18 protein-coding genes are annotated in these 23,021 nt (G+C 75.5%); 7 read left to right on the top strand and 11 right to left on the bottom strand.

Going from position 1 to position 23,021, the window contains the following annotated elements; translation table 11 throughout:
- Window positions 1-54 precede the first annotated feature (54 nt).
- On the top strand, window positions 55-1,290 hold the full coding sequence (locus BLS67_RS15160; RefSeq protein ID WP_207500633.1) for an FAD-binding protein: 1,236 nt from the start codon (window positions 55-57) through the stop codon (window positions 1,288-1,290).
- Window positions 1,291-1,310: 20 nt separating this feature from the next.
- On the opposite strand, the gene BLS67_RS15155 is transcribed toward BLS67_RS15160, so the two are convergent.
- A complete protein-coding gene (locus tag BLS67_RS15155; protein WP_091246676.1) occupies window positions 1,311-2,954 on the bottom strand; it encodes a methyl-accepting chemotaxis protein in 1,644 nt (547 codons plus the stop codon).
- 160 nt (window positions 2,955-3,114) lie between these two features.
- Entirely contained in the window at window positions 3,115-4,314 is a 1,200-nt protein-coding gene (locus BLS67_RS15150; RefSeq protein WP_091246674.1) for an arginine deiminase, read from the bottom strand.
- A gap of 16 nt (window positions 4,315-4,330) precedes the next feature.
- Here BLS67_RS15150 and BLS67_RS15145 point away from each other — a divergent pair, with 16 nt between their 5' ends.
- Window positions 4,331-4,552 carry a hypothetical protein gene (locus tag BLS67_RS15145; RefSeq protein WP_091246673.1) on the top strand — a complete coding sequence of 74 codons (222 nt, stop codon included), beginning with the start codon at window positions 4,331-4,333 and terminating at the stop codon, window positions 4,550-4,552.
- Window positions 4,553-4,580: 28 nt separating this feature from the next.
- Here BLS67_RS15145 and BLS67_RS15140 read toward each other — a convergent pair whose 3' ends face one another.
- Entirely contained in the window at window positions 4,581-4,928 is a 348-nt protein-coding gene (locus BLS67_RS15140) for an STAS domain-containing protein (RefSeq protein WP_091246671.1), read from the bottom strand.
- 38 nt (window positions 4,929-4,966) lie between these two features.
- Window positions 4,967-6,652, bottom strand: coding sequence for an FAD-binding oxidoreductase (locus BLS67_RS15135; RefSeq protein WP_091246669.1), 1,686 nt, complete (start codon window positions 6,650-6,652; stop codon window positions 4,967-4,969).
- Window positions 6,653-6,725: 73 nt separating this feature from the next.
- Here BLS67_RS15135 and BLS67_RS15130 point away from each other — a divergent pair, with 73 nt between their 5' ends.
- On the top strand, window positions 6,726-8,225 hold the full coding sequence (locus tag BLS67_RS15130; protein ID WP_242654111.1) for a glycerol-3-phosphate dehydrogenase/oxidase: 1,500 nt from the start codon (window positions 6,726-6,728) through the stop codon (window positions 8,223-8,225).
- Here BLS67_RS15130 and BLS67_RS15125 read toward each other — a convergent pair.
- The 3 genes from BLS67_RS15125 to BLS67_RS15115 are packed head-to-tail and all read right to left on the bottom strand — an operon-like array spanning window position 8,222 to window position 10,805.
- A complete protein-coding gene (locus BLS67_RS15125; protein ID WP_207500632.1) occupies window positions 8,222-8,965 on the bottom strand; it encodes an amidohydrolase family protein in 744 nt (247 codons plus the stop codon). The two genes, BLS67_RS15130 and BLS67_RS15125, sit on opposite strands and share 4 nt — an antisense overlap.
- Window positions 8,962-10,170 carry an alanine racemase gene (locus BLS67_RS15120; protein WP_242654110.1) on the bottom strand — a complete coding sequence of 403 codons (1,209 nt, stop codon included), beginning with the start codon at window positions 10,168-10,170 and terminating at the stop codon, window positions 8,962-8,964. Before BLS67_RS15120 ends, BLS67_RS15125 begins: the two co-directional genes overlap by 4 nt.
- Window positions 10,167-10,805: a TetR/AcrR family transcriptional regulator gene (locus BLS67_RS15115; protein ID WP_091246667.1), complete on the bottom strand. Its 639-nt coding sequence runs from the start codon at window positions 10,803-10,805 to the stop codon at window positions 10,167-10,169. Before BLS67_RS15115 ends, BLS67_RS15120 begins: the two co-directional genes overlap by 4 nt.
- Before the next feature lie 127 nt (window positions 10,806-10,932).
- On the opposite strand from BLS67_RS15115, the gene BLS67_RS15110 reads away from it, so the two are divergent.
- Genes BLS67_RS15110 through BLS67_RS15100 form a run of 3 tightly spaced genes read left to right on the top strand, consistent with a single transcriptional unit; the run spans window position 10,933 to window position 14,065 of the window.
- Entirely contained in the window at window positions 10,933-12,282 is a 1,350-nt protein-coding gene (locus tag BLS67_RS15110; protein WP_207500631.1) for a flavin-containing monooxygenase, read from the top strand.
- A complete protein-coding gene (locus BLS67_RS15105; RefSeq protein WP_207500630.1) occupies window positions 12,279-13,223 on the top strand; it encodes an SDR family NAD(P)-dependent oxidoreductase in 945 nt (314 codons plus the stop codon). Before BLS67_RS15110 ends, BLS67_RS15105 begins: the two co-directional genes overlap by 4 nt.
- A gap of 44 nt (window positions 13,224-13,267) precedes the next feature.
- A complete protein-coding gene (locus BLS67_RS15100; protein WP_242654109.1) occupies window positions 13,268-14,065 on the top strand; it encodes a methyltransferase domain-containing protein in 798 nt (265 codons plus the stop codon).
- Window positions 14,066-14,074: 9 nt separating this feature from the next.
- Here the strand turns inward: BLS67_RS15100 and BLS67_RS15095 are convergent, their stop codons facing one another.
- Both BLS67_RS15095 and BLS67_RS15090 read right to left on the bottom strand, forming a co-directional pair.
- Window positions 14,075-15,145 (bottom strand): FUSC family protein, encoded by a 1,071-nt coding sequence (locus BLS67_RS15095; RefSeq protein ID WP_165617608.1) that lies wholly within the window; start codon window positions 15,143-15,145, stop codon window positions 14,075-14,077.
- 19 nt (window positions 15,146-15,164) lie between these two features.
- Window positions 15,165-16,736: a chitinase gene (locus tag BLS67_RS15090; RefSeq protein WP_091246663.1), complete on the bottom strand. Its 1,572-nt coding sequence runs from the start codon at window positions 16,734-16,736 to the stop codon at window positions 15,165-15,167.
- Window positions 16,737-16,963: 227 nt separating this feature from the next.
- On the opposite strand from BLS67_RS15090, the gene BLS67_RS15085 reads away from it, so the two are divergent.
- Window positions 16,964-20,008 (top strand): glycosyltransferase family 2 protein, encoded by a 3,045-nt coding sequence (locus BLS67_RS15085; RefSeq protein WP_207500629.1) that lies wholly within the window; start codon window positions 16,964-16,966, stop codon window positions 20,006-20,008.
- Window positions 20,009-20,139: 131 nt separating this feature from the next.
- On the opposite strand, the gene BLS67_RS15080 is transcribed toward BLS67_RS15085, so the two are convergent.
- Together BLS67_RS15080 and BLS67_RS15075 are read right to left on the bottom strand one after the other, a co-directional pair.
- On the bottom strand, window positions 20,140-20,466 hold the full coding sequence (locus tag BLS67_RS15080) for a TfoX/Sxy family protein (RefSeq protein ID WP_091246662.1): 327 nt from the start codon (window positions 20,464-20,466) through the stop codon (window positions 20,140-20,142).
- A gap of 183 nt (window positions 20,467-20,649) precedes the next feature.
- Complete coding sequence (locus BLS67_RS15075) at window positions 20,650-22,938, bottom strand: putative bifunctional diguanylate cyclase/phosphodiesterase (RefSeq protein WP_131801746.1); 2,289 nt, start codon at window positions 22,936-22,938, stop codon at window positions 20,650-20,652.
- Window positions 22,939-23,021 lie beyond the last annotated feature (83 nt).

Genomic DNA, 23,021 nt, shown 5'->3' with positions numbered 1-23,021 from the left:
TACCTCAATACAGGTACGACCGTCCAGTTCTACCGTCCGCCTACGGTGGTCGTCGTGACCGTCGACGGAGGACCCCGCGTGGAGCTGGACTGGGCCGGCACCCACCGCTACGCCGCACCGGTGGTGCGCCCACGGGACGTCGCCCACCTGCAGGAGGTGGTGCGGGGCGCGACCGCCGTCCGGGCGCTGGGCACCCGGCACACCTTCAACGGTCTGGCGGACTCACCGGGCGTGCTGCTGGACCTCACCGCGCTGGCCGACCGGGTCGACGTCCGCCCCGACGGCACGGTCGTGGTCACCGCGGGGACGACGTTCGGCGCGCTGGCCCGCGAGCTGCACCGGCAGGGCCGCGCCCTGCACAACCTGGGGTCGCTGCCGCACATCTCGGTCGGCGGCGCCGTCGCCACCGGCACCCACGGGTCCGGCGACCGGGCCGGTGCGCTGGCCACCGCGGTGCGCGGGTTCACCCTGGTCGGCCCGGACGGCGAGCTGCGCACGGTCACCGGGGACGACGTCGCGGCGCAGGCCGTGGCGCTGGGCTCGATCGGCGTGGTCACCGAGCTGGTGCTGGCCACCGAGCCGACCTACGACGTCCGGCAGGACGTGTACCGCGGTGCCGCGACGGCCGAGGTGCACGAGGCCTTCGGGGCCGGCGACAGCGTCAGCGCCTTCACCCGGTGGGACGGCACGGCCGACCTGTGGGTGAAGACCCGGTTGCCGGCGGAGGTGCCCGACGAGCTGCTCGGTGCCCCCCGTGACCCGGTGAGCCGGGACCGGATCACCGACGAGATCGTCGGCAACGTGACGCCGCAGGGCGGGCTGCCCGGGCCGTGGCACGAGCGGCTCCCGCACTTCCGGCACGACGCCACCCCCAGCAACGGCGACGAGATCCAGTCCGAGTTCTTCGTCGACCGGGCCGACGCCGCCGCGGCGATCGCGGCCGTGGCCGGGGTGGGGGACCGGATCCGCGAGCACCTGGTGGTGAGCGAGCTGCGCACGGTGGCCGCCGACGCCCTGTGGCTCTCGATGGCGCACGGCCGTGACTCGCTCGCCGTCCACTTCACCTGGCGCCGCACCGCCGGGGCGCGCGAGGTGGCGGTGCCGCTGGTCAGCGAGGTCCTCAGCGCCGTCGGGGCCCGGCCGCACTGGGGCAAGGCGCACACGGTCAGGGACGTCGCCGCCGTCGTGCCCCGGCTGGCCGAGGCCCGGGCGCTGTTCGACGCGCTGGACCCCGACCGGGTGTTCAGCTCGCCGCAGGTCGAGGCGCTCGGGGTGCGCTCCCCGGGCTGACGGGGGAGCGCACCCCGGGCTCAGCGCACGAACCGGGAGACCGCGCTCCGCATCTCCGCGGCCATCCGGGCCAGCTCGTCCACGGCGAGCCCGGTCTGGCCCAGGGCCTGGGTGGTCGAGGTGGCGGCCGCGGAGACGCCGGTGATGTTGGCGGCGATCTCGGTGGTGCCCGCGGCGGCCTCGGCCACCGACCGGGACATCTCGTTCGTCGTCGCGGTCTGCTCCTCGACGGCGCTGGCGATGGTCAGCTGGTAGTCGTTGATCTGGCCGATGACGGTGCCGATGCGGCCGATCGCCGTCACCGCACCCCCGGTGTCGGCCTGGATGGCCTCGACCCGGCGGGCGATGTCCTCGGTGGCCCGGGCGGTCTCCTGGGCCAGCTCCTTGACCTCGTTGGCGACGACGGCGAAGCCCTTGCCGGCCTCGCCGGCCCGGGCGGCCTCGATGGTCGCGTTGAGGGCCAGCAGGTTCGTCTGCTCCGCGATCGAGGTGATCACCTTGACCACGTCGCCGATCTCCTTCGACGAGACCCCCAGCTTGGCGATCGTGGCGTTGGTCGCCTCCGCCTCGCCGACCGCGTCGGCGGCCACCCGGGCCGCGTCGGCGGACGACTGCGCGATCTCCCGGATCGCCGCACTCATCTCCTCGGCGCCGGCGGCCACCGTGGCCACCGACCGGGAGACCTCGTCGGCGGCCGAGGACACCAGGGACGTCTGGGTCGAGGTCTCGCCGGCGGCCGACGAGATCTGCGAGCTGGAGGCGGAGAGCTCCTCGGAGGAGGCGGCGACGGCGTCGGCGGAGCGGGCCACCGAGTCCATGACGTCGCGGATGCTGACCACCGCGCCGTCCAGGGCGGCGCTCATCTGCCCGAGCTCGCACCGGGTGCCGAACGCGCTGGCCTTCGTCAGGTCGCCGGCGGCCAGGGCCTCGGCGACGTCCTGCACGCACCGCACCCCGCGGGCGAGACCGGCGGCGACCCAGGCGCCGGCGGCCAGGGCGAGGGCGGCGCCGACCGCGATCACCGCGAGGACCTCGAGCCGGTCGGTGCGGTAGGCGGCCTGCGCCGTCGTGGCTGCGTCGGACCCCGAGCTCCGCTCGAGGCTGCGCAGCCGGTCGATGTCGGACTCGGCCTGGGTGACCAGCGGCTTGGCCACCGACTGGTTGGCCGTGCGCCACCCGGCCTCGTCGCCGGAGAGGGCCAGCGGGCCCAGCGTGTCCTGCACCGCGGTGACGTAGGCCGAGAACGACTGCTCGGCGTCGGCCAGGGTGCTGGCGCGCTCACCGGTCAACCCGGCGCCGGTGTAGTCGTCGGCGGCGGTCCCGAAGGCCTGCTGCAGGTCGGGGATGCCGTCCAGCACGGTCTGGGCGTCGGCCGGCGTGGCCGCGATGAGGGCGTCGCGGGTGGCGATGCGGACGTCGGTCAGCGCGGCGCGCATGTCCCCGGCCGCGGCCACCCGGAGGAGGTTCTCGCGGTAGAGGGCCTGGGTGTCGTCGGCGCTGCGGCCGGCGGCCAGCACGCCGAGGACCCCGACGACGACCGAGACCAGGGCGGCCAGCGTCACCACCGCGAGCACCTTCGTGCGCACCGGGCGGTCGTACCACCACTGCAGCAGCCGGTGGTCCGTCGCACGCGGGGCGGGGGCCGGGGTGGGCGGACGGGTCATGGTTCCTCCAGGGGCCTGGCGTCGGCGCGGCGGGGAGGCCCTCGTCGCGGACCAGGCTTCGGCCGAGCCGACCGACCCGTGCACGCGAAAGTCCGAACTCGTTCCGGAAAGGTCGGTGACCGGCCCGCCCACCTCGACAGGACGACCTGTCGACCCCGGCTCAGGCGTCCCGGACGACCGGGCAGCTCATGCACCGCGGACCCCCGCGGCCGCTGCCCAGCTGGTCGCCGGCGATCGCCACCACCTCGATCCCGGCGGCCTCCAGCGCCTTGTTGGTCACCGTGTTCCGCTCGTAGGCGACCGCCAGGCGGGGCCCCAGGGCCAGCGTGTTGTTGCCGTCGTCCCACTGCTCGCGCTCGGCGGTGACCGGGTCCAGGCCGGTGTCGATCAACCGCAGCCGGTCGATGCCCATGGCGGCCGAGGCGGCGGTGAGGAACGGCTGCGGGCCGGTGATGCGCAGGTCGCCGTGGTCGGGGTCGTCACCGGAGCGCACGGTCCAGGCGGCCAGGGTGTCGGCCACCGCGGGGTACATGACCATGGCGTCGACGTCGACCATCGTGGCGATGGTGTCCAGGTGCATGGTGGCCCGCTCCTGGGCGATGGGGACGACCAGCACGGTGTGCGCGAGCCCGCGGGCGAACACCCGCCGGGCCAGCCGCTCGGCCCCGCCGGCGGTGGTCCGCTCGCCGACGCCGACGGCCAGCACCCCGGGCGCCAGCAGCAGGACGTCACCGCCCTCGAGGTGCTCCAGCGAGGGGTCGTAGAGCCGCTGCGGCCCGCCGAAGCGGGGGTGGTGGGCGTAGATCGCCCCGGTGATCGTGGACTCGCGGTGCCGGGCCGGCATGGTCAGCGAGGTCACCGCCACCTGGTCGCCGACCCAGACGCTGGAGTCGCGGGTGAACAGCAGGTTGGGCAGCGGCCGCACGACGAAGTCGCCCTGGCCCATGAGCTCGAAGGCCAGGCCGCGGGCGCCGGGCAGCTCGTCGTGGGCCAGCCCGCCGATCAGCGCCGCGGCCAGGTCGGCCGAGGCCAGCCCCGACAGGTGGTCGACGCACGCCCGCTGCAGGGTGGCCCCGATGCGCGGGTCGTCGACGGCGGCGGCGACCAGCTGCTCGCGCGCCGCCGGGATCTCGAGCACCTCGCTGAGCAGCCGGTCCACGTGCAGCACCTCGACCCCGCGGTCGGTCAGCGCGGCGGCGAACGCGTCGTGCTCCTCCTGGGCGCGGGCCACCCAGGGCACGCCGTCGAAGAGCAGCTCGTCGTTGTTGCGCGGGGTGAGCCGGCGGAGCTCGGCGCCCGGCCGGTGCAGCACGACGGTGCGCAGTCGACCGACCTCGCTGGTGACCAGGGGAGAAGTCATGGGCAGACTGTGCCCTGTGGAGAACGAGGAGCAGCAACCCGCCTGGTTCGTCGTGGTGCTCGGCCTCGGCCTCGCCGTGGCGGTGGCCGCGCTCTGCTTCTTCGGGCTGGCGGCCCTGGGCGCCGAGCAGGTCGGCACGGGCTTCGTCGTCCTCGTCGGGGTGCTGTCCGCGGTCATCGGCGGGTTCCTGTCCCGCAGCCTGGCCGCCAAGCTGCCGCCGGTGGGCCGGTCGCGCTGAGCCGAGCTGGTGGCGTTGGCCGCCGAGCTCAGGCGGGCGTGACCGGGGCCGGGGCCGGCACCGAGCGGAACACCCGGTTGAGGCCGGTCTGGTTCAGCAGCAGCCGCAGCGACGTGGGGGGCTCGACGACCTCGAGCTCGGCGCCGGCCCGCTTCTGCTTGCGGGCCAGGTGCACCATCAGCTCCAGCCCGGCCGAGCTCATGAAGGTCACCTCGCGGGCGTCCACCCGGCTCGGCCAGTCGGCCGGCCGGACCATCAGCCGGAAGTGCCGGACGACGTCCTTGTCGATCTCGCCGGTGAACACGAGCAGCTGCCCGTCGTCGACGAGCTCGATGGAGCCGTGCTCGGGCGCGCTGTTCTCGACGTCCTGGCTCATGGAGCGGTGGGTGTCCGCCCGGGGCGCGGTCCAAACCCTCAGGAGGGCAGCAGCACCCCCGGGTTGCAGATCCCGGCCGGGTCCAGCGTGGCCTTGACCGCGCGCAGCACGTCCACCCCGAGCGTCCCGATCTCGCGGTCCAGCCACGGGCGGTGGTCGGCACCCACCGCGTGGTGATGGGTGAGGGTGCCCCCCGCGGCCAGCACCGCGTCGGTGGCCGCCCGCTTGGCCGTCAGCCACTGCTGGATCGGCAGGTCGTCGTCGCGGTCGGCGAGCACCGTCAGGTACAGCGAGGCGCCGGTGGCGTAGCCGTGCGAGAGGTGGGTCATCACCAGCGGCTGCGTCCCGGGGGTGGACAGCGACTCGCGCAGCGCCCGGCGGGCCGCGTCGTACACCGTGGGCAGCGCGCTCCAGGTCGCCGCGGTCTCCAGCGTCTCGACCAGCAGGCCGAGGTCCAGCAGCCGGTCGCGCAGGTAGGGGCCCTCGAAGCGGTGGCGCTCCCACGCCTCGCCGACGCGGGTGCCGGCGCGCTTGCCGCCGTCCTCGCGCAGCAGCGAGCTGGCCGCCCGCTGCCGGGCGCGGACGATCGTGGGCAGCCCCTGCCACCCGACGACCAGCAGGCAGCCGCTGCCGTGCCCGCGGCCGCGCAGGGCCCCGCGCAGCGCCCGGGCGCCGGCGCCGCCGGCCAGCACCAGGTTGGCCCGGGTCTCGTCGGGGTCGCTCAGGCGCACGACGTCGGGCAGCAGGTCGTGCCGGGCCAGCCGCTGCAGGGCCGCCAGCCCGGCCGCCCAGCTGCGGAAGGACCAGCCCTCGTAGCCCTCGGTGCGCGGTCGGGGGCGGACCCGCAGGGTGACCTCGGTGATCACCCCCAACGTGCCCTCGGAGCCGACGGCCAGGCCGAGCAGGTCGGGGCCGGCGGCCGAGGCGGGGGCGTGCCCGACCTCCAGGACGCCGGTCGGGGTGGCCAGGGTGAGCCCCTCGACCAGGTCGTCGAAGCGGCCGACGCCGGTGGACGCCTGACCGGCGCTGCGGGTGGCCGCGTAGCCGCCCAGGGTCGCGAACTCCCAGCTCTGCGGCAGGTGGCCCAGCGTCAGGTCGTGCTCGGCGAGGGCGTCCTCGAGGGCGGGGCCGCGCATCCCCGGCCCCGCGGTGACCAGCGAGGAGGGGACGTCGACCGACACCACCCCGGCCATGCGGGCCAGGTCGACCACCACCACGGGCCGGTCGTCGACGTCGGTGCCCGACAGCCCGCCGACCACGCTGGTGCCCCCGCCGAACGGGACGACGACCACCCCGTGCCGGCTGCACAGCTCCAGCAGCGCGGCGGTCTGGGCCGTGTCGGCCGGGGTGAGGACGGCGTCCGGTGCGTCGGTGGCGTCGCCGGAGCGGCGGCGGAGCAGGTCCAGGTAGCTCTTGCCGCCGGTGCGGCGCAGCCGGGACTCCCGGTCGTCGCGGACGTTCTCGACCCCGAGCAGGGTCACCAGCTCGGCGCGGACCGGCACCGGCAGTCGGCTGGGGGCCAGCTCGATCGACTCGACGGGTACCGGCGGGGTGCTGCGCGGCGTCCAGCCCAGCTCGCGGGCCAGGTGCTTGCGGGCGGCCTTGGGCAGGGTGCGCTTGATCGCGGCGTCGGGGGTCAGCTCCAGCGACCCGTCGGCCACGTGCGCGACGCGGGTCCCCGGGGGACCCCAGCCCTGGATGGTCAGTTCCGGTTGCTCGGCCACCGGGACAGTCTGCCGGGTCGAGGGCTCGGGTCGGGGCGCCGCGCACCGACTCCGCCTGGGAAGGTGGGTGGTCGTGAGGGGAACCCGGCTGGACGGCGACCGGCGGCAGCGCGACCTCGACCGGCTGGGTGCGGCGGTCGACGTCCTCGTGGTGGGCGGCGGGGTGACCGGCGCCGGGGTGGCCCTGGACGCCGCCTCCCGCGGGCTGTCGGTGCTGCTCTGCGAGCGCGCCGACCTCGCGGCCGGTACCAGCCGGTGGTCCTCGAAGCTGGTGCACGGCGGGCTGCGCTACCTGGCCCACGGGGAGATCGGGCTGGCCCGGGAGTCGGCCCGCGAGCGCGCCGTCCTCATGGGGGTCACCGCGCCGCACCTGGTCGAGCCGCTGGCGTTCTGCGTGCCCGACGCCGCGGGCCGGGACGTCGCCGCCGTGGCCGGCCTCGGCGGCGTGCTCGGCGATGCCGTGCGGACGTCGGTGCGCGGCGGTCGCGGATCCCTGCCGCGCGCCCGGCGGGTGGACGCCGACCAGGTCTCCGCCTGGTTGCCCGGGGTGCGGGCCGGGGGTGGGGGAGTCGCGTTCTGGGACGGCCGGCTGGTGGACGACGCCCGGCTGGTGGTCGCGCTGGCCCGCACGGCTGCCGGGTACGGGGCCGGCGTCCTCACGGGGGCCTCCGTGGTCGGCGTGGACGGCAGGACGGCGACCGTCCAGGTCGAGGGCCGGCAGGTGGAGGTGGAGGCCGGGGTGGTGGTGAACGCGGCCGGCGTCTGGTCGGCCGCGCTGGACGACGGCATCCGGCTCTCGCCGTCCCGGGGGTCGCACCTGGTGGTGCGGGCCGACCGGCTGGGGTCGCCGACCGCCGCGCTCACCGTGCCGCTGCCGGGCTCGCGCTCGCGCTACGTGTTCGCGCTGCCGCAGGACACCGGCCTGGTGTTCCTGGGCATCACCGACGAGCCGGTCGAGGGCCCTGCACCCGACGACGACCCGCAGCCCTCGGCCGCCGAGGTCGAGCAGCTGCTGAGCACGGTGAACCGGGTGCTGGCCGACCCGCTGACCAGCGCGGACGTCGTCGGCGCCTACGCCGGCCTGCGCCCCCTGGTGCTGCCGGCCTCGGCCGGGACGGGGCCGGGGGACGCCACCGCCGACCTCTCCCGCAAGCACCTGCTGCACCGCTCCGGGTCGGTGCTGACGGTGGTCGGCGGCAAGCTCACCACCTACCGGGCGATGGCCGAGGAGACCGTCGACGCCGCCGTGGCGCTGCTGGGCCGGGGTGCCGGCCGGTCGGTCACCGCCCGGCTGCCGCTGGTCGGGGCCGCTCCCCGACGGGCGCTGGACCGGGTGCCGGCGCCGGCCCGGCTGGTCGCCCGGTACGGCACCGAGGCGCCGCAGGTGCTGGCCCTGGGCGCGGCGCCGCTGGTCGAGGGCCGCCCCGAGACGGTGGGGGAGCTGCGCTTCGCGGTGGCCGCCGAGGGCGCGCGCACGGTCGCCGACCTGCTGGACCGCCGCACGAGGATCGGCCTGGTGCCGGCCGACCGCCAGGCCGCGCAGGCGGCAGCCGAGGCCGTGCTGACCGCCTAGGGCAGGCGGTAGAGGTGGCGGGCGTTGTGCTCCAGCACCGCTTCCGCGTGCTCGCCGGCTGCCTCTCCCAGGAGGTCGAGGTCCTCGTCGGCGAAGGGGCGGCTCGCGCGCGTGCTGGGCAGATCGGTGCCGGCCATCAGTGCCCGCGGGTCGACGGCCAGGATCGCGGTGACCGCGGCCTCGACGTCCAGCTCCACCCGGCCGAAGCCGGTCGCCTTGACCACCGCGCCGTGCTCGACGAGGTCCAGCAGGTCGGGCAGGCCGTCGGCGTGCAGGCCGAGGTGGTCCACCGTCACCTGCGGCAGCCGGCGCAGCACCGGGGCCAGCTCGGCGAGGTCGCGGGAGTCGACGTACAGCTCGGCGTGCCAGCCGGCCAGGTCGTGCACCCGGCGGGCCAGCCGGTCCAGGTCGCCGACCGGCGCCGAGCCGCCGCGCCGCAGGTTGAACCGCACGGCGCGCACCCCCGCGGCGTCCAGCCGCAGCACCTCGGCGTCGGGGACGTCGGCCGGCAGCTGCGTGACGCCGACGAACCCCGGGCCCAGCAGCTCGAGCGCCGCGAGCAGGTAGCCCTGGTCGAAGGCCTGGAAGGACCCGGAGACCACGGCCCCGCCGACGACGCCGAGCCCCGCCGTCCGGGCGCGGTAGTCGGCCACCGTGAACGGCTCGGGCAGGAAGCCCTGGTTGGCGACCAGCGGGAACGCCGGGTCGACGACGTGCAGGTGGGTGTCGACCAGCCTCACAGGAAGGCCTTGCCCTCGCCGCGGTAGGTGGCCGCGGTGCCGACCAGCTCGTCGCCGGCCACCAGGTGCAGCTGGTTCACCCGCTCGCACAGCTCGCCGGCCTTGGCGTGCCGGAACCAGACCCGGTCACCCAGCCGCAGGCCCGCCGCGGCGGCGCCCAGCAGCGGGGTCTGCGCCTCGCCGGCGCCCTCGAGGGGGTTGTAGCGCAGGCCGGGTGGCCAGGCGATGGTCGGCTGCCGGTCCGCGCCGGGCGGGCCCGAGGCGACCCAGCCGCCGCCCAGCGCGGTGGCCACCCCCGCGGAGGGACGGCGCACCACCGGCTGCACGAAGTAGGCCGCGGGCCGGGCCCGGAACCTGCGGTAGGAGTCGAACAGCGCCGGGGCGTAGAGGCCCGAGCCGGCGGCCACCTCGGTGACCGCGGGCTCGGCGGAGGTCTGCTCGACCGACCCGGTGCCGCCGCCGTTGACGAACCGCAGCGGGGCCAGCGCCGACACGGCGGCCACGACGGCGGCCCGGCGCTGCGCGATCTCCCGGCTCGACGCGCGCTGCATCGCCCGGACGGCGGCCTGCCGCAGCGGGTTGCCGATGACGTCGCCCATCCCCGCGACCTGGCCCTCGTAGGCCATCAGCCCGTCGAGGTGCAGCCACGGCCGGGCCAGCACCGCGCGGGCCAGCGCCACCGCCTGCGCCGGGGTGCGCACGGGCGAGCGCAGCGGGCCCAGGTGCACCCGGCCGCCGAGCAGCTCGAGGGCGGCGTCCAGGTCCAGGCAGACCTTCACCGGGGCGGCCGGTGCGCGCCCGACCGCGGCCTCGACGACGTCCAGGGACTCGACGGAGTCGACCATCAAGGTCACCCGTTCGGCCAGCTGCGGGTCGGCGGCCAGCGCGGCGATCGCGTCGGTGTCGGTGCTGGGGTAGCCGACGACGACGTCGGCGTGGTCGGCGGCCAGCCACAGCGCCTCGGGCAGGGTGAGCGCCAGGACGCCCGCGAAGCCGGGCCGGGCCAGGGCGCGGGCGGCCAGCGGGCGGGAGCGCACGGACTTGCTGGCCAGCCGGATGGTGGTGCCGGGCGCGGCGCGGGCCACCAGGGCGTCGGCGTTGGCGTCGTAGGCGTCGAGGTCGACGACGGCGAACGGCGGCTGCAGGCCGTCGGTGGCCGCGCGGAGGACGGCGAGCCGGTCGGGGCCGATCATGCTGCCGGTCACGCGGGTCGGGCCGCGGCGAGCAGTGCGTCGGCCAGCGCGCCGATGACCTCGCGGGCAGCCTCGCCGTCGCGGTCCACCAGCCAGGTGAGCGCCAGCCCGTCGAGCGTGGAGTTGATCAGCCGTGCCAGGACGGGCACCGGCGTCGTCCAGGTGAAGCCGGCGGCGGCCGCGCCGTCGGCGAGGAACTGCTCGTGGACGTCGAGGTAGTGCCGGAACAGCCGGGCCACGGCCGGGCGCAGCTCGGGTCGGTGGCGGGCGTGGTGGGACAGCTCGTAGCCGATCAGCTCGCGGTGCGGGTCGGCCTCCAGCCGCTCCCACAGCGCGGTGAGCGCACCGACCACCACGGTGCGGAGGTCGCCGTCGGCGGAGAACCCCTCGCGCACGTGGTCGACCGTGCGGTCGGTGATCCGCTCGGCCGCGAGCACCAGCAGCTCCTCGCGGGAGTCGAAGCAGTAGTGGAAGGCGCTGAGGCTGGCGCCGGCCTCGGCCACGATCGCCCGGGTGGTCGCGGCCGCGACGCCGTCGCGCACGAGCACCCGCAGCGCGGCCTCGACGAGGTCCTCGCGCCGGTCGGCCAGCGGCTTGCGGACGACCGGTGCGCGCCGCGCAGGGCTGCGTCGGGTGGCGGGCGGCATGCCCGGATCGTCGCACGTCGGAGGCTCGCGACGCCACGGGTCAGTCGTATGGGTCAATTGACCCAGACACTTGACCTGGACAGTCGATCCAGCGCAGACTCCCCGCACCGCGAGCGAAGGAGACCCGATGAGCAGCACCCCGACCACCGACCACGGCGACACCACCCTGGTGATCGGCGCCGGTCCCGCCGGCCTGGCCACCGCCCGGGCGCTCGCCGCGCGCGGCCTCCCGTACCACCAGGTCGAGCGGCACTCCGGGGTCGGCGGCATCTGGGACATCGACGCCCCCGGCAGCCCGATGTACGAGGCGGCCCACTTCATCTCCAGCCGCACGCTGTCCGGGTTCCCCGGCTTCCCGATGGGCGAGGACCTGCCCGACTACCCCGACCACCGCCAGGTGCTGGGCTACCTGCGCGAGTTCGCCGCCGCCCACGGGCTGACCGACGCCGTCGAGTTCGGCCGGTCGGTCACCGGGGTCCGGGCGGCGGACGGCGGCTACGCGGTGACGTTCGACGACGGCCGCACGACCCGCTACGGCGCGGTGGTCTGCTGCAGCGGCGCCCAGTGGACCCCGCGCCTGCCCGAGATCCCCGCGTCCTCCACCGTCGAGGTGATGCACAGCAAGGACTACCGCGACCTGGACCAGCTGCGCGGGCGCCGGGTGCTGGTCATCGGCGGCGGCAACTCCGCCTGCGACATCGTCGTGGACGCCGCCCGGGTCGCCGACCGCGCCGTGCTGAGCATGCGCCGCGGCTACTGGTTCATCCCCAAGCACGTGTTCGGCGTCCCGTCCGACGTCTTCGCCGCCCGCGGCCCGCACCTGCCCAAGCGCGTCGAGCAGGCCGTCTTCGGCTTCGTGCTCACCAGGCTCTACGGCCGGCCCGAGCGGCTGGGGCTGCCGAAGCCCGACCACCGGGTCTTCGAGACCCACCCCGTGCTCAACAGCAACCTGTTCCTGGCGCTGCAGCACGGCGACGTCGTCCCCCGGCCGGGCATCGCCGACGTGGTGGGCACGACGGTCACCTTCACCGACGGCAGCACCGAGGACGTCGACCTGGTCATCGCCGCCACCGGCTACCGGCACGTGATCCCCTACGCGCAGGAGCTCTTCGGGGGTGGCGAGCACCCCGACCTGTACCTGACCGCGTTCTCCCGCGAGCACGAGGGCCTGTTCGGCATCGGCTTCACCGAGACCAACTCCGGCGCCTACGGGCACGTCGACGGGCTGGCCCAGCTGGTCGCCGCGCACCTGGCCGACCGGCGCGACGACCCCGCCGCCTACCGGAAGTTCCGGTCGATGGTCCGGCACGAGCGGCCCGACCTGTCCGGTGGCATCCGGTTCGACGACTCGCCCCGCCACGCCGGCTACGTCGACGCCGACGCACTCACCGCGTTCCGCCGCGAGGTCATGGGCCGCATGGGCTGGCGGGCCGAGCACGGGGTGCCGGCGCCGGCCCTCGTGGCGGTGCCCTCGTGACCGGGGCCGGTGTGGTCGGCACGTCGCTGGCCGAGCTGCGCCGGTTGCTGACCCGCCGCACCTGGTCGGGCACCGACCGGGTCGTGGTCATCACCGGCGGGGCGGGTGGCATCGGCAGCGCGCTGGCCGCCCGGCTGGCCGGTCGCGGGGCGTCGGTCGTCGTGGTCGACCGGGACGGCGAGCGGGCCGCGGCGGTCGCCGCCGGTCTGCCCGGCCCTGGGGTGCACACGGCGCTGGACGGCGACCTGACCGACCCCGCGCAGGTCGAGGCGGCGCTGGCCGAGGTGGACCGCCGGCACGGCCGGGTCGACGTGCTGGTCAACAACACCGGCATGACCAGCGCCGAGCGGTTCGGCGACCGGTCGCTGGCCTCGATCGAGCAGGAGATCACGGTCAACACGCTGTCTCCGCTGTACGTGACCCGGCTGGCGCTGCCGCTGCTGCGCCGCTCTGTCGACCCCCGGGTGGTCACCACGGTGTCGCTGGCCGGGATCTTCCCGCAGGCCGAGACCCCGATCTACTGCGCGTCGAAGTTCGGCCTGCGCGGCGCGATGCTGTCGATCGCGCTGGACCTGCACGCCGAGGGCGTCCGGGTGGGCAGCGTGCTGCCCTCGGCCACGGACACCCCGATGCTGCGCCGCGAGGCGGTGGAGGGCGGCAACGCGCTGCAGTTCCAGGGCGGGCCGCCGCAGCGGCCCGGCGACGTCGTCGACGCCGTCCTGTCGTTGCTGGACCGGCCGCGGCTGGAGGCCTACCCGCGCCCGGCCGAGTCCCGGCTGGTGCGGTTGTCGATGGCCTTCCCGAACCTGCTGCTCACCCTGCTGCCGTTCTTCGCCGGCAAGGGCGAGGACGGTCGGCGGGCCTACCTGGAGGAGCTGCTGCACCGCGGCGAGGTCGCCCGGGACGGCGCGGGCTGGGTGCTCGCCGATCCCACTGGATGAGAAGGGGTGTTCACTCATTGGGATCGCCGGTGCACGATGGGGGAGTGGACACCTACACGCACGGGCACGCCGACGCCGTCCTGCAGTCCCACCGCTGGCGCACCGTCGAGAACTCCGCCGGGTACCTGCTGCCGCACCTGCGGGCCGGGCTCGACGTCCTCGACGTCGGCTGCGGGCCGGGCACCATCACCGTCGACCTGGCCCGCCGGGTCGCCCCGGGCCGGGTGCTCGGGCTGGACGTCGTCGAGGCACCGCTCGGCGAGGCCCGCGACCTGGCGGCCCGGGAGGAGGTCGTCGTGGAGTTCGCCGTCGGCGACACCTACGCCCTCGACCTGCCCGACGACTCCTTCGACGTGGTGCACGCCCACCAGGTGCTGCAGCACCTCACCGACCCGGTGGCGGCGCTGCGCGAGATGGCCCGGGTGTGCCGGCCGGGCGGGCTGCTCGCCGTGCGGGACGTCGACTACGCCGCCACCACCTGGTTCCCGGACGACGAGGGCCTGACCCGGTGGCTCGACCTCTACCGCGCGGTGGCCCGGCGCAACGACGCCGAGCCCGACGCCGGCCGCCGGCTGCGGGCCTGGGCGCACGCCGCGGGCCTGCGCGACCACACCGCCTCGGCGTCCACCTACTGCTACGCCTCGGACGCCGAGCGCCGCTGGTGGGGCGACTCGTGGGCCGGCCGGGCCACCGCGTCGTCCTTCGCCGAGCAGGCCGTGTCCTACGGCCTGGCCACGGCCGACGAGCTGGCCGGGGTGGCCGCGGCGTGGCAGCGCTGGGCAGCCGCCGACGACGGCTGGCTGGGCATGCTGCACGGCGAGCTGCTCGTCCGGGTCGGGTAGCCCCGACGATCAGCGGGGGTGCGCCTCGAGGACGTGCAGCGAGCGGCGGACGCCCACGGTGACCGCGCCGAGTGCGAAGAAGCCCTCGTCGTCGGGCACCTCCGAGGCGCGCAGCAGGTGGGTGAGCCGGTCCAGGGCGCCCAGCGCGGTGTCGACGGCGTCGTCCCGGGAGTCCCGCTCGGGTCCCGAGTGGTACGGGATGCGGACCACCGCGGCCAGCCCCGAGAGCGCGTCGGCCAGCACCCACCCGGTGCCGTCGTCGACCCGGTCCAGCCCGCGGCGGTGCGGCTGGAACTCGGCGACGAGGTCGGTCAGGTCGTCGACCAGCACGGCCACGCGGTCCAGGGCCCGGGACTGCTCCCGCACCCGGGACGCCGAGCCCTGCCAGCGGGCGGCCCGCGGGTTGGCCCGCCGGGCGCGCTCCACCTGCACCTCGGCGGTGCGCATGCGGTCCAGCGCCCGGTCCAGCCGGGTGCCGCGCTCGGCCCAGTCGTCGGGGTCGGGCACGGTGCCGCCGCGGACGGCGTCGGCCATGTCCTCCAGGTGCACCGCGAGCAGCCCGCGGGTGACGGCGATCCGCTCGACCGCGACGGTGAGCAGCATCGGCGGGAAGAGCGCGGTGGTCACCGCGACGCCCACGACCGCGCCCAGCAGGGTCAGCCCGCCGTACCGCAGCACGTAGGCGGCGGGGTCGTCGGTGCCGATGGTGATCATCAGGACGGCGGCGAAGCTGACCCAGCTGGCCTGCTCGCGCAGCAGCCGCCACTGCTCCACGACGATCGCCAGAGCGACGATCAGCGCGATGGTGAACGCGTTCGGCACGCCCCGGGTGACCTCGTAGACCCCGACGGCCAACCCGAAGCCCAGGAACATGGCGGCCACCGTGCGCCAGGCGGCCCCGGCGGAGTCGGCCACCGTCGGGTGGACGGCGATCACCGCGCCCAGCGGGGCGTAGTAGGCGTAGTCCGACAGCGTCGCCGGCAGCAGCACGGCGATCTGCCAGGCCAACCCGGCGGCCACCGAGGCGCGGACACCCCGCTGCACCCACGGCCGCCGCACCACCCCGACGAACTCCCTCACCCCCGCCAGGGTGGCAGGGTCAGCTGCCGGTCGGCTCCCCGGGGATGGTGAACAAGGGGGCCCAGGGCTCGTCCGGGCCGATCGGGAACTGCACGCCCGGGGAGGTCGCCTGGTTGGTCCAGCGCGCCTCGTAGGGCAGCCCGTCGAAGACCACCCGGGCTCCGCGGGTGTACAGGGTGGCGGGGTCCCAGGCGTCGGTCACGTCGGTGACCGAGGGGACCGGCTCGGGGGCGGCCTCCGTGGTGGTCACCGCGCCCAGCAGCGTCCAGGGCGACGGGGTGCCCGAGCCGGTGGTCGAGGGGTCGATGCCCGAGGCGTACCAGCGGGCCTCGTACACCTGGCCGTGCCAGACCACCTTGTAGCCGGCCGGGTACTGGGCCTCGGCGCGCCAGATCGGGTACGGGCTGGTGGTGGGGTCGTCGAGGACCGGTTGGCGGGTGTCCTGCCGGACGACCTCGGTGACGGTGCCGGTCGCGCCGGGCGACCCGATCCGGCCGAACGCGGTGGTGAACGCCAGCGGGTCCTGGGTCACCCCGCTGCAGGTGTTCGAGTGCACGGCGACGTCGGCGAAGCTGGCCCCGCACGGCTGGTCGCGGTTGATCGACCACATCGACAGCCGGCCGAGGCCGCGCTCCCGCGCGAACGTGGTCAGGCCGGTGGCGTCGTCGACCGTGAAGACCTCGCCGTCGACGTCGTTCTGGCCGATCATCGGGGTGGCCCCCAGGTGGGCCCACAGGTCGGCGTCGTCCAGGGGCTCGCCGCGCTGCTCGTACGCGTCGCCGAGCTGGGCGGCGGTGGCGGTCAGCGCGTCCTCCGCGGCGGCGAGCATGCCGGTGCCGGCGGCCTTCGACCCGCCGTAGTCCATGGTCATCACGTTCACCCCGGCGAGGTCCACCCCGCCGTCCAGCGTGCGTCCGACCAGCGCCAGGCCGTCGGCGGTCAGGCCGTCGGGGGTCACCGGGAGGGTCAGCCACACCGACAGCGGGCGGTCCTCGGCCCGGCGCTCGGCCTGCACGGTGGCCAGGGCACGGGCCCGGCGGTCGGCGGCGGCCTGGTCGGCGACGGCGGTGCCCTCGACGTCCATGTCGACCGAGGACAGGTCGTAGCGCTCGACGACGTCCCGGTAGGCGTCGGTGAGGGCCTCCTCGTCGGTGCAGGCCACCGACAGCTCCTCGTTGGTGAGCCCGCCGAAGCTGACGACGACGTCGCCGCCGGCCGATCGGAGCTGGGTGATCCGGCGGTCCAGGTCGAGGTCCTGGCCGGCGCCGTCCAGCGAGTAGTAGCCGCCCCAGCTGGGCGAGCACGCGGCGTCGGGGTCGGCGACGACGAAGGCCAGGGCCACCGTACGGGCCGGGTTGGCGGCGGGGTCCTGGAACTGGAAGGTCGGGGTCAGGGTCACGTCGACGTAGGGCACGTGCCAGGCCGACGCGGGCGCCGGGTCCGGGGTGCGGACGTCGTCCACCTGGACGACGGCGGCCGCGGTCACCCCGCCCAGCGCCGCCACGAGCAGCGCCAGCCGCGGCCAGGACAGCCGTCGGGCCGGGGGCTGCTCGTCGACCGGGTCGCCGGTCGGCGGGGTGCTCGGGGTCATGCGGTGCTCCCTCTCGTGCCTGCTCGGGTGGCCGCCGTCCTGTGCCGGGGGCGCACTCTCCCCCTCGGTGTCGGCAGCACCGGCCCGCACCTGGAGCGCCCGGTGACGACCGGGTCGCCGGGTCACCCGTGGGGGTGGCCATCGCTCAATGCGGACCTCACCCGTGCCGATGGACGGCGCAGGACGCAGGCACGGACCTGCGCATCGGCCGACGAGAGCAGACCACCGTGAACGAGCACCAGCCCGACCCCGGGCCGCCGGCCGCCCGCCGCCAGTGGGGCAGCGACCGCCGCACCGCGCCGCACCCGCTCGTGCCGCCGAAGGTGTCCGACGGCCGGATGGCGATCGGCCGGTTGGCGATCGTGCTCACCGTGTCGGCCTGGGCGGTCTACGTCGCCTTCACCGTCGAGCAGCAGTTCATCGAGGGCAAGGCCGACAGCGCCCGGCTGGTGATCGAGGCCGTCGTCTACCTGCTGATGGTCACCGGGCTGGCGACCTCTGCGATGGCCTACCTGATCACCCGCATCGGGTTCTTCTACCGCAGCCGCGCCCACCAGCGCGCGTCGCGGCCGGTGCTGGACGCCTTCTTCGACACCCCGGCCGCGGCCCCGGTGACCGTCCTGGTGCCCTCGTACCAGGAGGACGAGCGGACCATCCGCACCACGCTGCTGTCCGCCGCGCTGCAGGAGTACCCCGGCCTGCAGGTCGTGCTGCTGCTGGACGACCCGCAGAACCCGACCACGCAGCGGGCCCGCCGGCTGCTGGCCGACGCCCGGGCGCAACCCGAGATCATCGAGACCCAGCTCGCCGTGCCGGCCAGCCGGTTCCAGGCCGCGCAGGCCCGCCTCGAGCGCGAGCTCGCCGAGGGCCGCCAGCCCGGCACGGACGACGTCGCCGCACTCGCCGGTCACTACCGCTTCGCCGTCGACTGGTTGACCGAGCTCGGCGGCGAGCACCCGGTCCTCGACCACACCGACCGGTTCTTCGTCGACCACGTGCTGGGCGCCCTGGCCCGCGACCTCGCCACGGTCGCCGACGCGCTGGTCGAGGGCGCCGCCGACGGCGCGGTGCTGCCGGCCGGCCGGCTCGTGCAGCTGCACCGGCGGTTGGTCTCGACGTTCACCGCACGGGTGACCAGCTTCGAGCGCAAGCGCTACCGCTCGCTGTCGCACGAGCCGAACAAGGCGATGAACCTCAACAGCTACATCGGCCTGATGGGCGGCAGCTACCAGGAGGTCGACACCCCGGTGGGCCTGGCCCTCGTGCGGTGCTCGGCGCGCGCCGCGGACCTCACCGTCGCCGAGCCCACCTTCGTGCTGACCCTGGACGCCGACAGCATGCTGCTGCCGGAGTACGCGGCCCGGATGGTGCACCTGCTGAGCCAGAACTCGCACTCCCGGGTGGCCGTGGCCCAGACCCCGTACAGCTCGTTCCCGGGGTCGGCGACCCGCCTGGAGCGCATCTCGGGGGCCTCGACGGACCTGCAGCACATCGTCCACCAGGGCATGACCCAGTACGACGCCACCTTCTGGGTGGGCGCCAACGCGGTGCTGCGCAAGAAGGCCCTCGACGCGATCGTCGAGATCGACTACGACGGCGACTTCGAGATCCGCCGCTACATCCAGGACCGCACGGTCATCGAGGACACCGAGTCCACCATCGACCTGGGCGTGCACGGCTGGTCGCTGGTGAACTACCCCGAGCGGCTGGCCTACTCGGCCACCCCGCCGGACTTCGGCTCGCTGTGCATCCAGCGGCAGCGCTGGGCCAACGGCGGGCTGCTCATCCTGCCCAAGCTGCGCGAGCAGATGCGGGCCCGCCGGGCCCGCGGGGAGCGCAACCGGTTCGGCGAGCTGTTCCTGCGGGTGAACTACATGGCCTCGATCTGCTGGAGCTCGATCTGCCTGATCGGGATGCTGGTCTACCCGTTCAACGCCGAGCTGCTCAACCCGCTGCTGCTGCTGGTCTCGGTGCCGTACTTCCTGATGATGGCCGGGGACCTGAAGTCCGTGGGCTACCGCCGCACCGATGTCCTGCGCATCTACGGGTTCAACCTGATCCTGCTGCCGGTCAACCTGTCCGGGACCGTCGCCTCGCTCCTGCAGCTGATCACCGGGGAGAAGAGCGCGTTCAAGCGCACCCCGAAGGTCCGGGACCGGACGACGGCGGGGGCGCTCTACATCCTGGCCCCGCTGGCGCTCATCGCGTGGTGCGCGGCGACGATCGTGGTCGACGTCCGGCTGGAGCGCTGGGAGAACCTGGCCTACGCGAGCCTGAACGCCGTCCTCGCCACGTACGCCATGGTCGCGTTCGTGGGGATCGGCAACAGCATCACCGACCTGTGGGTGCACCTGCGCGACTGGCTGTACCGGCCGGTCACCACCGCCCCGGCCCGCGGTGCCCGCCGCGGACCGGTCGGCGCGCGCCCGGTGCCGGCCCGTGCGCTCGAGCCGGCCCCGACGGCGGACTGGGCCTCGGTGCTGCACTACGGCCTGCCCGCCGTGGTGCCCACCGCCCCCGACGCCGAGGGCGGTGCGCAGCTGCAGCCGCGGCCGGTCACCGCCCCGGTCGAGCCGGATGCCGACGCCGCCGTCGTCGCGGCCTTCCGGGACTTCATCTTCTTCACGGTGTTCCAGCCGGTCGTGGACCTGGCGACCGGCGAGCCGGTCGGGTTCGAGGCGCTCTGCCGGTTCGCCGACGGCCGGCCCCCGCAGGAGCGGCTGGCCGCGGCGCGGGACCGCGGCCTGGGCGTGGACCTGGACGGCGCCATGCTGCGGGCCTCCCTGGCCGCGGCCGGCGGGCTCCCCGAGGGCGCCTGGGTGTCGGTCAACGTCTCGGCCGGCATGTGGGACTCCGGGCGCGAGCTGGCCGCGATCGTCGGCCGGTCGGCGAGCCCGGTCGTGCTGGAGTCCGGCGGCCTGGTCGGTGGCCGGGACCTCACCGGTGCCGACGTGCCGCTGGGCGTCCGGGTGGCGCTGGAGGACCCGCTGGTGGGCTACGACAGCTTCAGCCGGGTCGACCAGCAGCGGCCGGCTTTCCTCAAGCTCGGCCGCGAGACCACGGCGGGCATCGAGGCGGACCCCGCCCGCCGGGCCCTGCTCGCCGCCCTGGTGCCCTTCGCCCTGGAGCGTGACTGCGAGGTCGTGGCGTCGGGGGTGGAGACCGCGGGTGAGCTGGCCGCGCTGCAGTCCTGCGGCGTCCGGCTGGGCCAGGGCTTCTACCTCGGCCTGCCCGCACCTGCGCCCCGGTCGTCCCGGGCCGCGCTGGCCTGAGCCCACCGGATCCCGACCCTGTCCTCAAGGTGCGCCCTCCGCGCGCCGATGACGGGGAGGACGGGATGGCCCCGCACGACTGAGCCCGGTACCGGCCGGCTCAGCGGTGCGGGGCCCCGGTCGTGGAGCGCTCAGCGAGCCGCCCGCGCCGCCCTGCGGCCCTCGGCCACGTAGTCCTGCAGGACCGTCTCCTCGGCCAGCTGCGCCGGGTCGACCAGCACCCAGCCGGCCAGCTCGCGACCCTGCATCACCATGCGCGCGACGCCGTCCCGCTCGACCAGGCCGTCGGCCACGGCGGGGTCGCAGCGGACCATCAGCCCGCCGTTGCCGCTGACCGCCACGGCCATGGCCCCGCCGACGAGGAACGCCAGGCCGCCGAACATGCGTCGTTCGGCGACGTCCGGGACGGTCGACAGCACGTCGCGGACCCGGTCGGCGAGCTCCTCGTCGTGGGCCACTCGCGCAGGATGGCCCCACCGGCGCCTGCGGGCAAGACCGGTGCGAAGGCACCCTCCCGGCCCCCCCCGACGACGCCGAGGAGGGGACGGACACGCTCGTCGCCGAAGGGGGACGGCACCTGACCGCGGTGCGATCCGGAGGATCGCGATGTGCTCGGTGCGATCCGGAGGATCGCGATGTGCTCAGCGCAACGGGACGGCGAGGTCCAGGGCGGTGACCCAGCCGTGCACCGGCATCGGTCGGCCGGTCAGCCATCCCTGCACGGCGTCGCAGCCAAGCCGGAAGAGCAGGTCCAGGTCGGCCGGCTGCTCGATGCCCTCGGCCAGGGCGGACAGCCCGAGGTCGTGGGCCAGCCGGATGCTGTGCCCGACGATGACCGCGGCGGCCGGGTCGGCGGAGATCCCGGCGGTCAGCGAGCGGTCGAACTTGACCTCGTCGATCGGCAGCCGGTGCAGGTAGGCCAGGGAGCTGTAGCCGGTGCCGTAGTCGTCGACGGCGATGCGCAGCCCGATGGACCGCAGCGCGGTGAGCGTCTGCAGGGCGCGGTCGGGGTCGAGCATGAGGGTGTCCTCGACGACCTCGACGGTCAGCGCCCGGGCGGGCACCCCGTGCCGTTCCAGGGCGTCGGCGATGCGGTGGGGGAGCAGCTCGTCGTCGAGGTCGGTGGCGCTGAGGTTCACCGCGACGGGCACCTCGCGGTCGCGCCACCAGCGAGCCGCCCCCCCCAGGGCGAGGTCGAGGACCCGCTCGGTGACGGCGGCGGCGAGGTGGCCGTGCTCGGCGGCCCGCAGCACCTCGCCGGGGCCGAGCAGACCGCGGGTCGGGTGCTCCCAGCGCAGCAGGGCCTCGCAGCCCACCACGGTGGCCACGCCGCCGGTGCCGGTCTCGGCGATGCGGTGCTGCGGCTGGAAGTGCAGCAGCAGCTGGTCGTCGGCGGCCAGGGCGGCGTGCAGGTCGTCGACCCAGGCCAGCAGGGAGTCCTCCTGCACCTGGCTGCAGCGGGCCGGGTCGTGCACGGCCGTACCGCCGGTGCTGGCCTGGGCCTCGGCGAGCGCCTGGTCGGCGCAGCGGAGCAGCGTGTCGGTGGTGGGCAGCTCGCCCTGGGCGCTGGGCAGCGCGTGGCTGACCGCCGTCCCCACGTTGGCGGTGAGGTGCAGGCGGTGGCGGTCCATGTCGAACGGGCGGCCGAGCCGGTCCCGGACCAGGTCCGCGAGCGCGGCGGCCCGGGCGGAGTCGTCGCCGGCGAAGGCGAATGCGAAGTCGTCGCCGTCGATCCGGGCGACGACGGTGTCGTCGAGGGCGAGGGAGGTGAGCTGGTCGGCGACCCGGCGGAGCACTCGGTCCCCGACCTCGTGCCCGGCTTCCTCGTTGATCCGGCGGAAGCCGTCGAGGTCCACGGCGACCAGGGTGATCGGGCCGTGGGGGAGCCAGCGGTCGAGCCGGTCGGCCAGACCGCGTCGGTTCAGCAGCCCGGTCATCGGGTCGGTGAAGGCGTCCTGCAGCCGGTCCAGGGCCGACCGGGCGACCCGGATGGTCAGCAGGAAGCGGAGGGCGACCACGGCCAGGCAGCCGGCGGCGGCCAGCGCGAGGGGGGTGCCCCAGGCCTGGGTGCCGGTGCTGCGCTCTGCGATGAGGACGGCGAGCAGGTTGGCGCCGGTGCCGGCGAAGGGCAGCACGTTGGACCAGGTGGACAACCGGTCGGTGACCCGGACCGCGCGGTCGCGGCTGCTGTTCACCGGCCGGATCACCGCACCGGCCAGCACCAGGCAGGCCCCGGCCATGAGCAGCGACGTCGCGGCCGTGGCCGACGGTCCGCCGAAGTGCACGGAGTGGCTGCTGGCCAGGTCGGCGGCCAGCAGCAGGACGGAGCCGACCAGCAGCGGGGGCACCACGCTGTCCCGGCCGGGGCGCAGCACGGAGAACAGGGCCACCGCGCCGGCGACCAGCAGCACGTCCAGGCCGGTGAGCACCAGCACGACCCGGGTCGGCAGGTCGGTGTGCCCGGTGCCGATCCCGATCAGCACGACGGTGCCGGCCACGGCGGTGACCCCCAGCGTGGTGGTCACGGCGTCCAGCCCGATCCGGACCAGCAGCAGCCGGTCGCGCAGCGGGGCGATGAGGGAGATCAGGACGACGGCGATGCCGGCCTGCCCGAGCAGGTGCAGGCCGTCCAGCGCCCACGCCGCTCCGCCCTCCCGGCCGGGTTCGGCGATCCGGCCCAGCACGGCGGCGACGGCCAAGGCGCCCAGGCCGATGCCGAGCGCGCTGCGGGCGACCGATCCCGGCGCCCCTGGGAGCCGGTCCCGGAGGGACACCAGCGCCGCCAGGACGTGGACGCCGCCCAGCACCAGGACGTCGACGACCAGCCGCCACGTGCTCGACGGGGACGTCGTCGCCAGGAGGAGGGCCCAGCCGGCCAGCACCGTGGTCGTGACGACCAGGGCACGTCCCGAGGTGGCCGAGTGCAGCATCCGGCGCGCCGTCGGACGGGATCCGGCTGGGGCGGACGCGGCACGGGCGATCTGCAGCGAGGCCGTCACGCGGGCGCCGTCCC

This window comes from Klenkia soli, assembly GCF_900103975.1.
Lineage (GTDB): Bacteria > Actinomycetota > Actinomycetes > Mycobacteriales > Geodermatophilaceae > Klenkia > Klenkia soli.
Note: the sequence above shows the minus strand (reverse complement) of the source record. Positions and strands in the feature narration are given on the sequence as shown.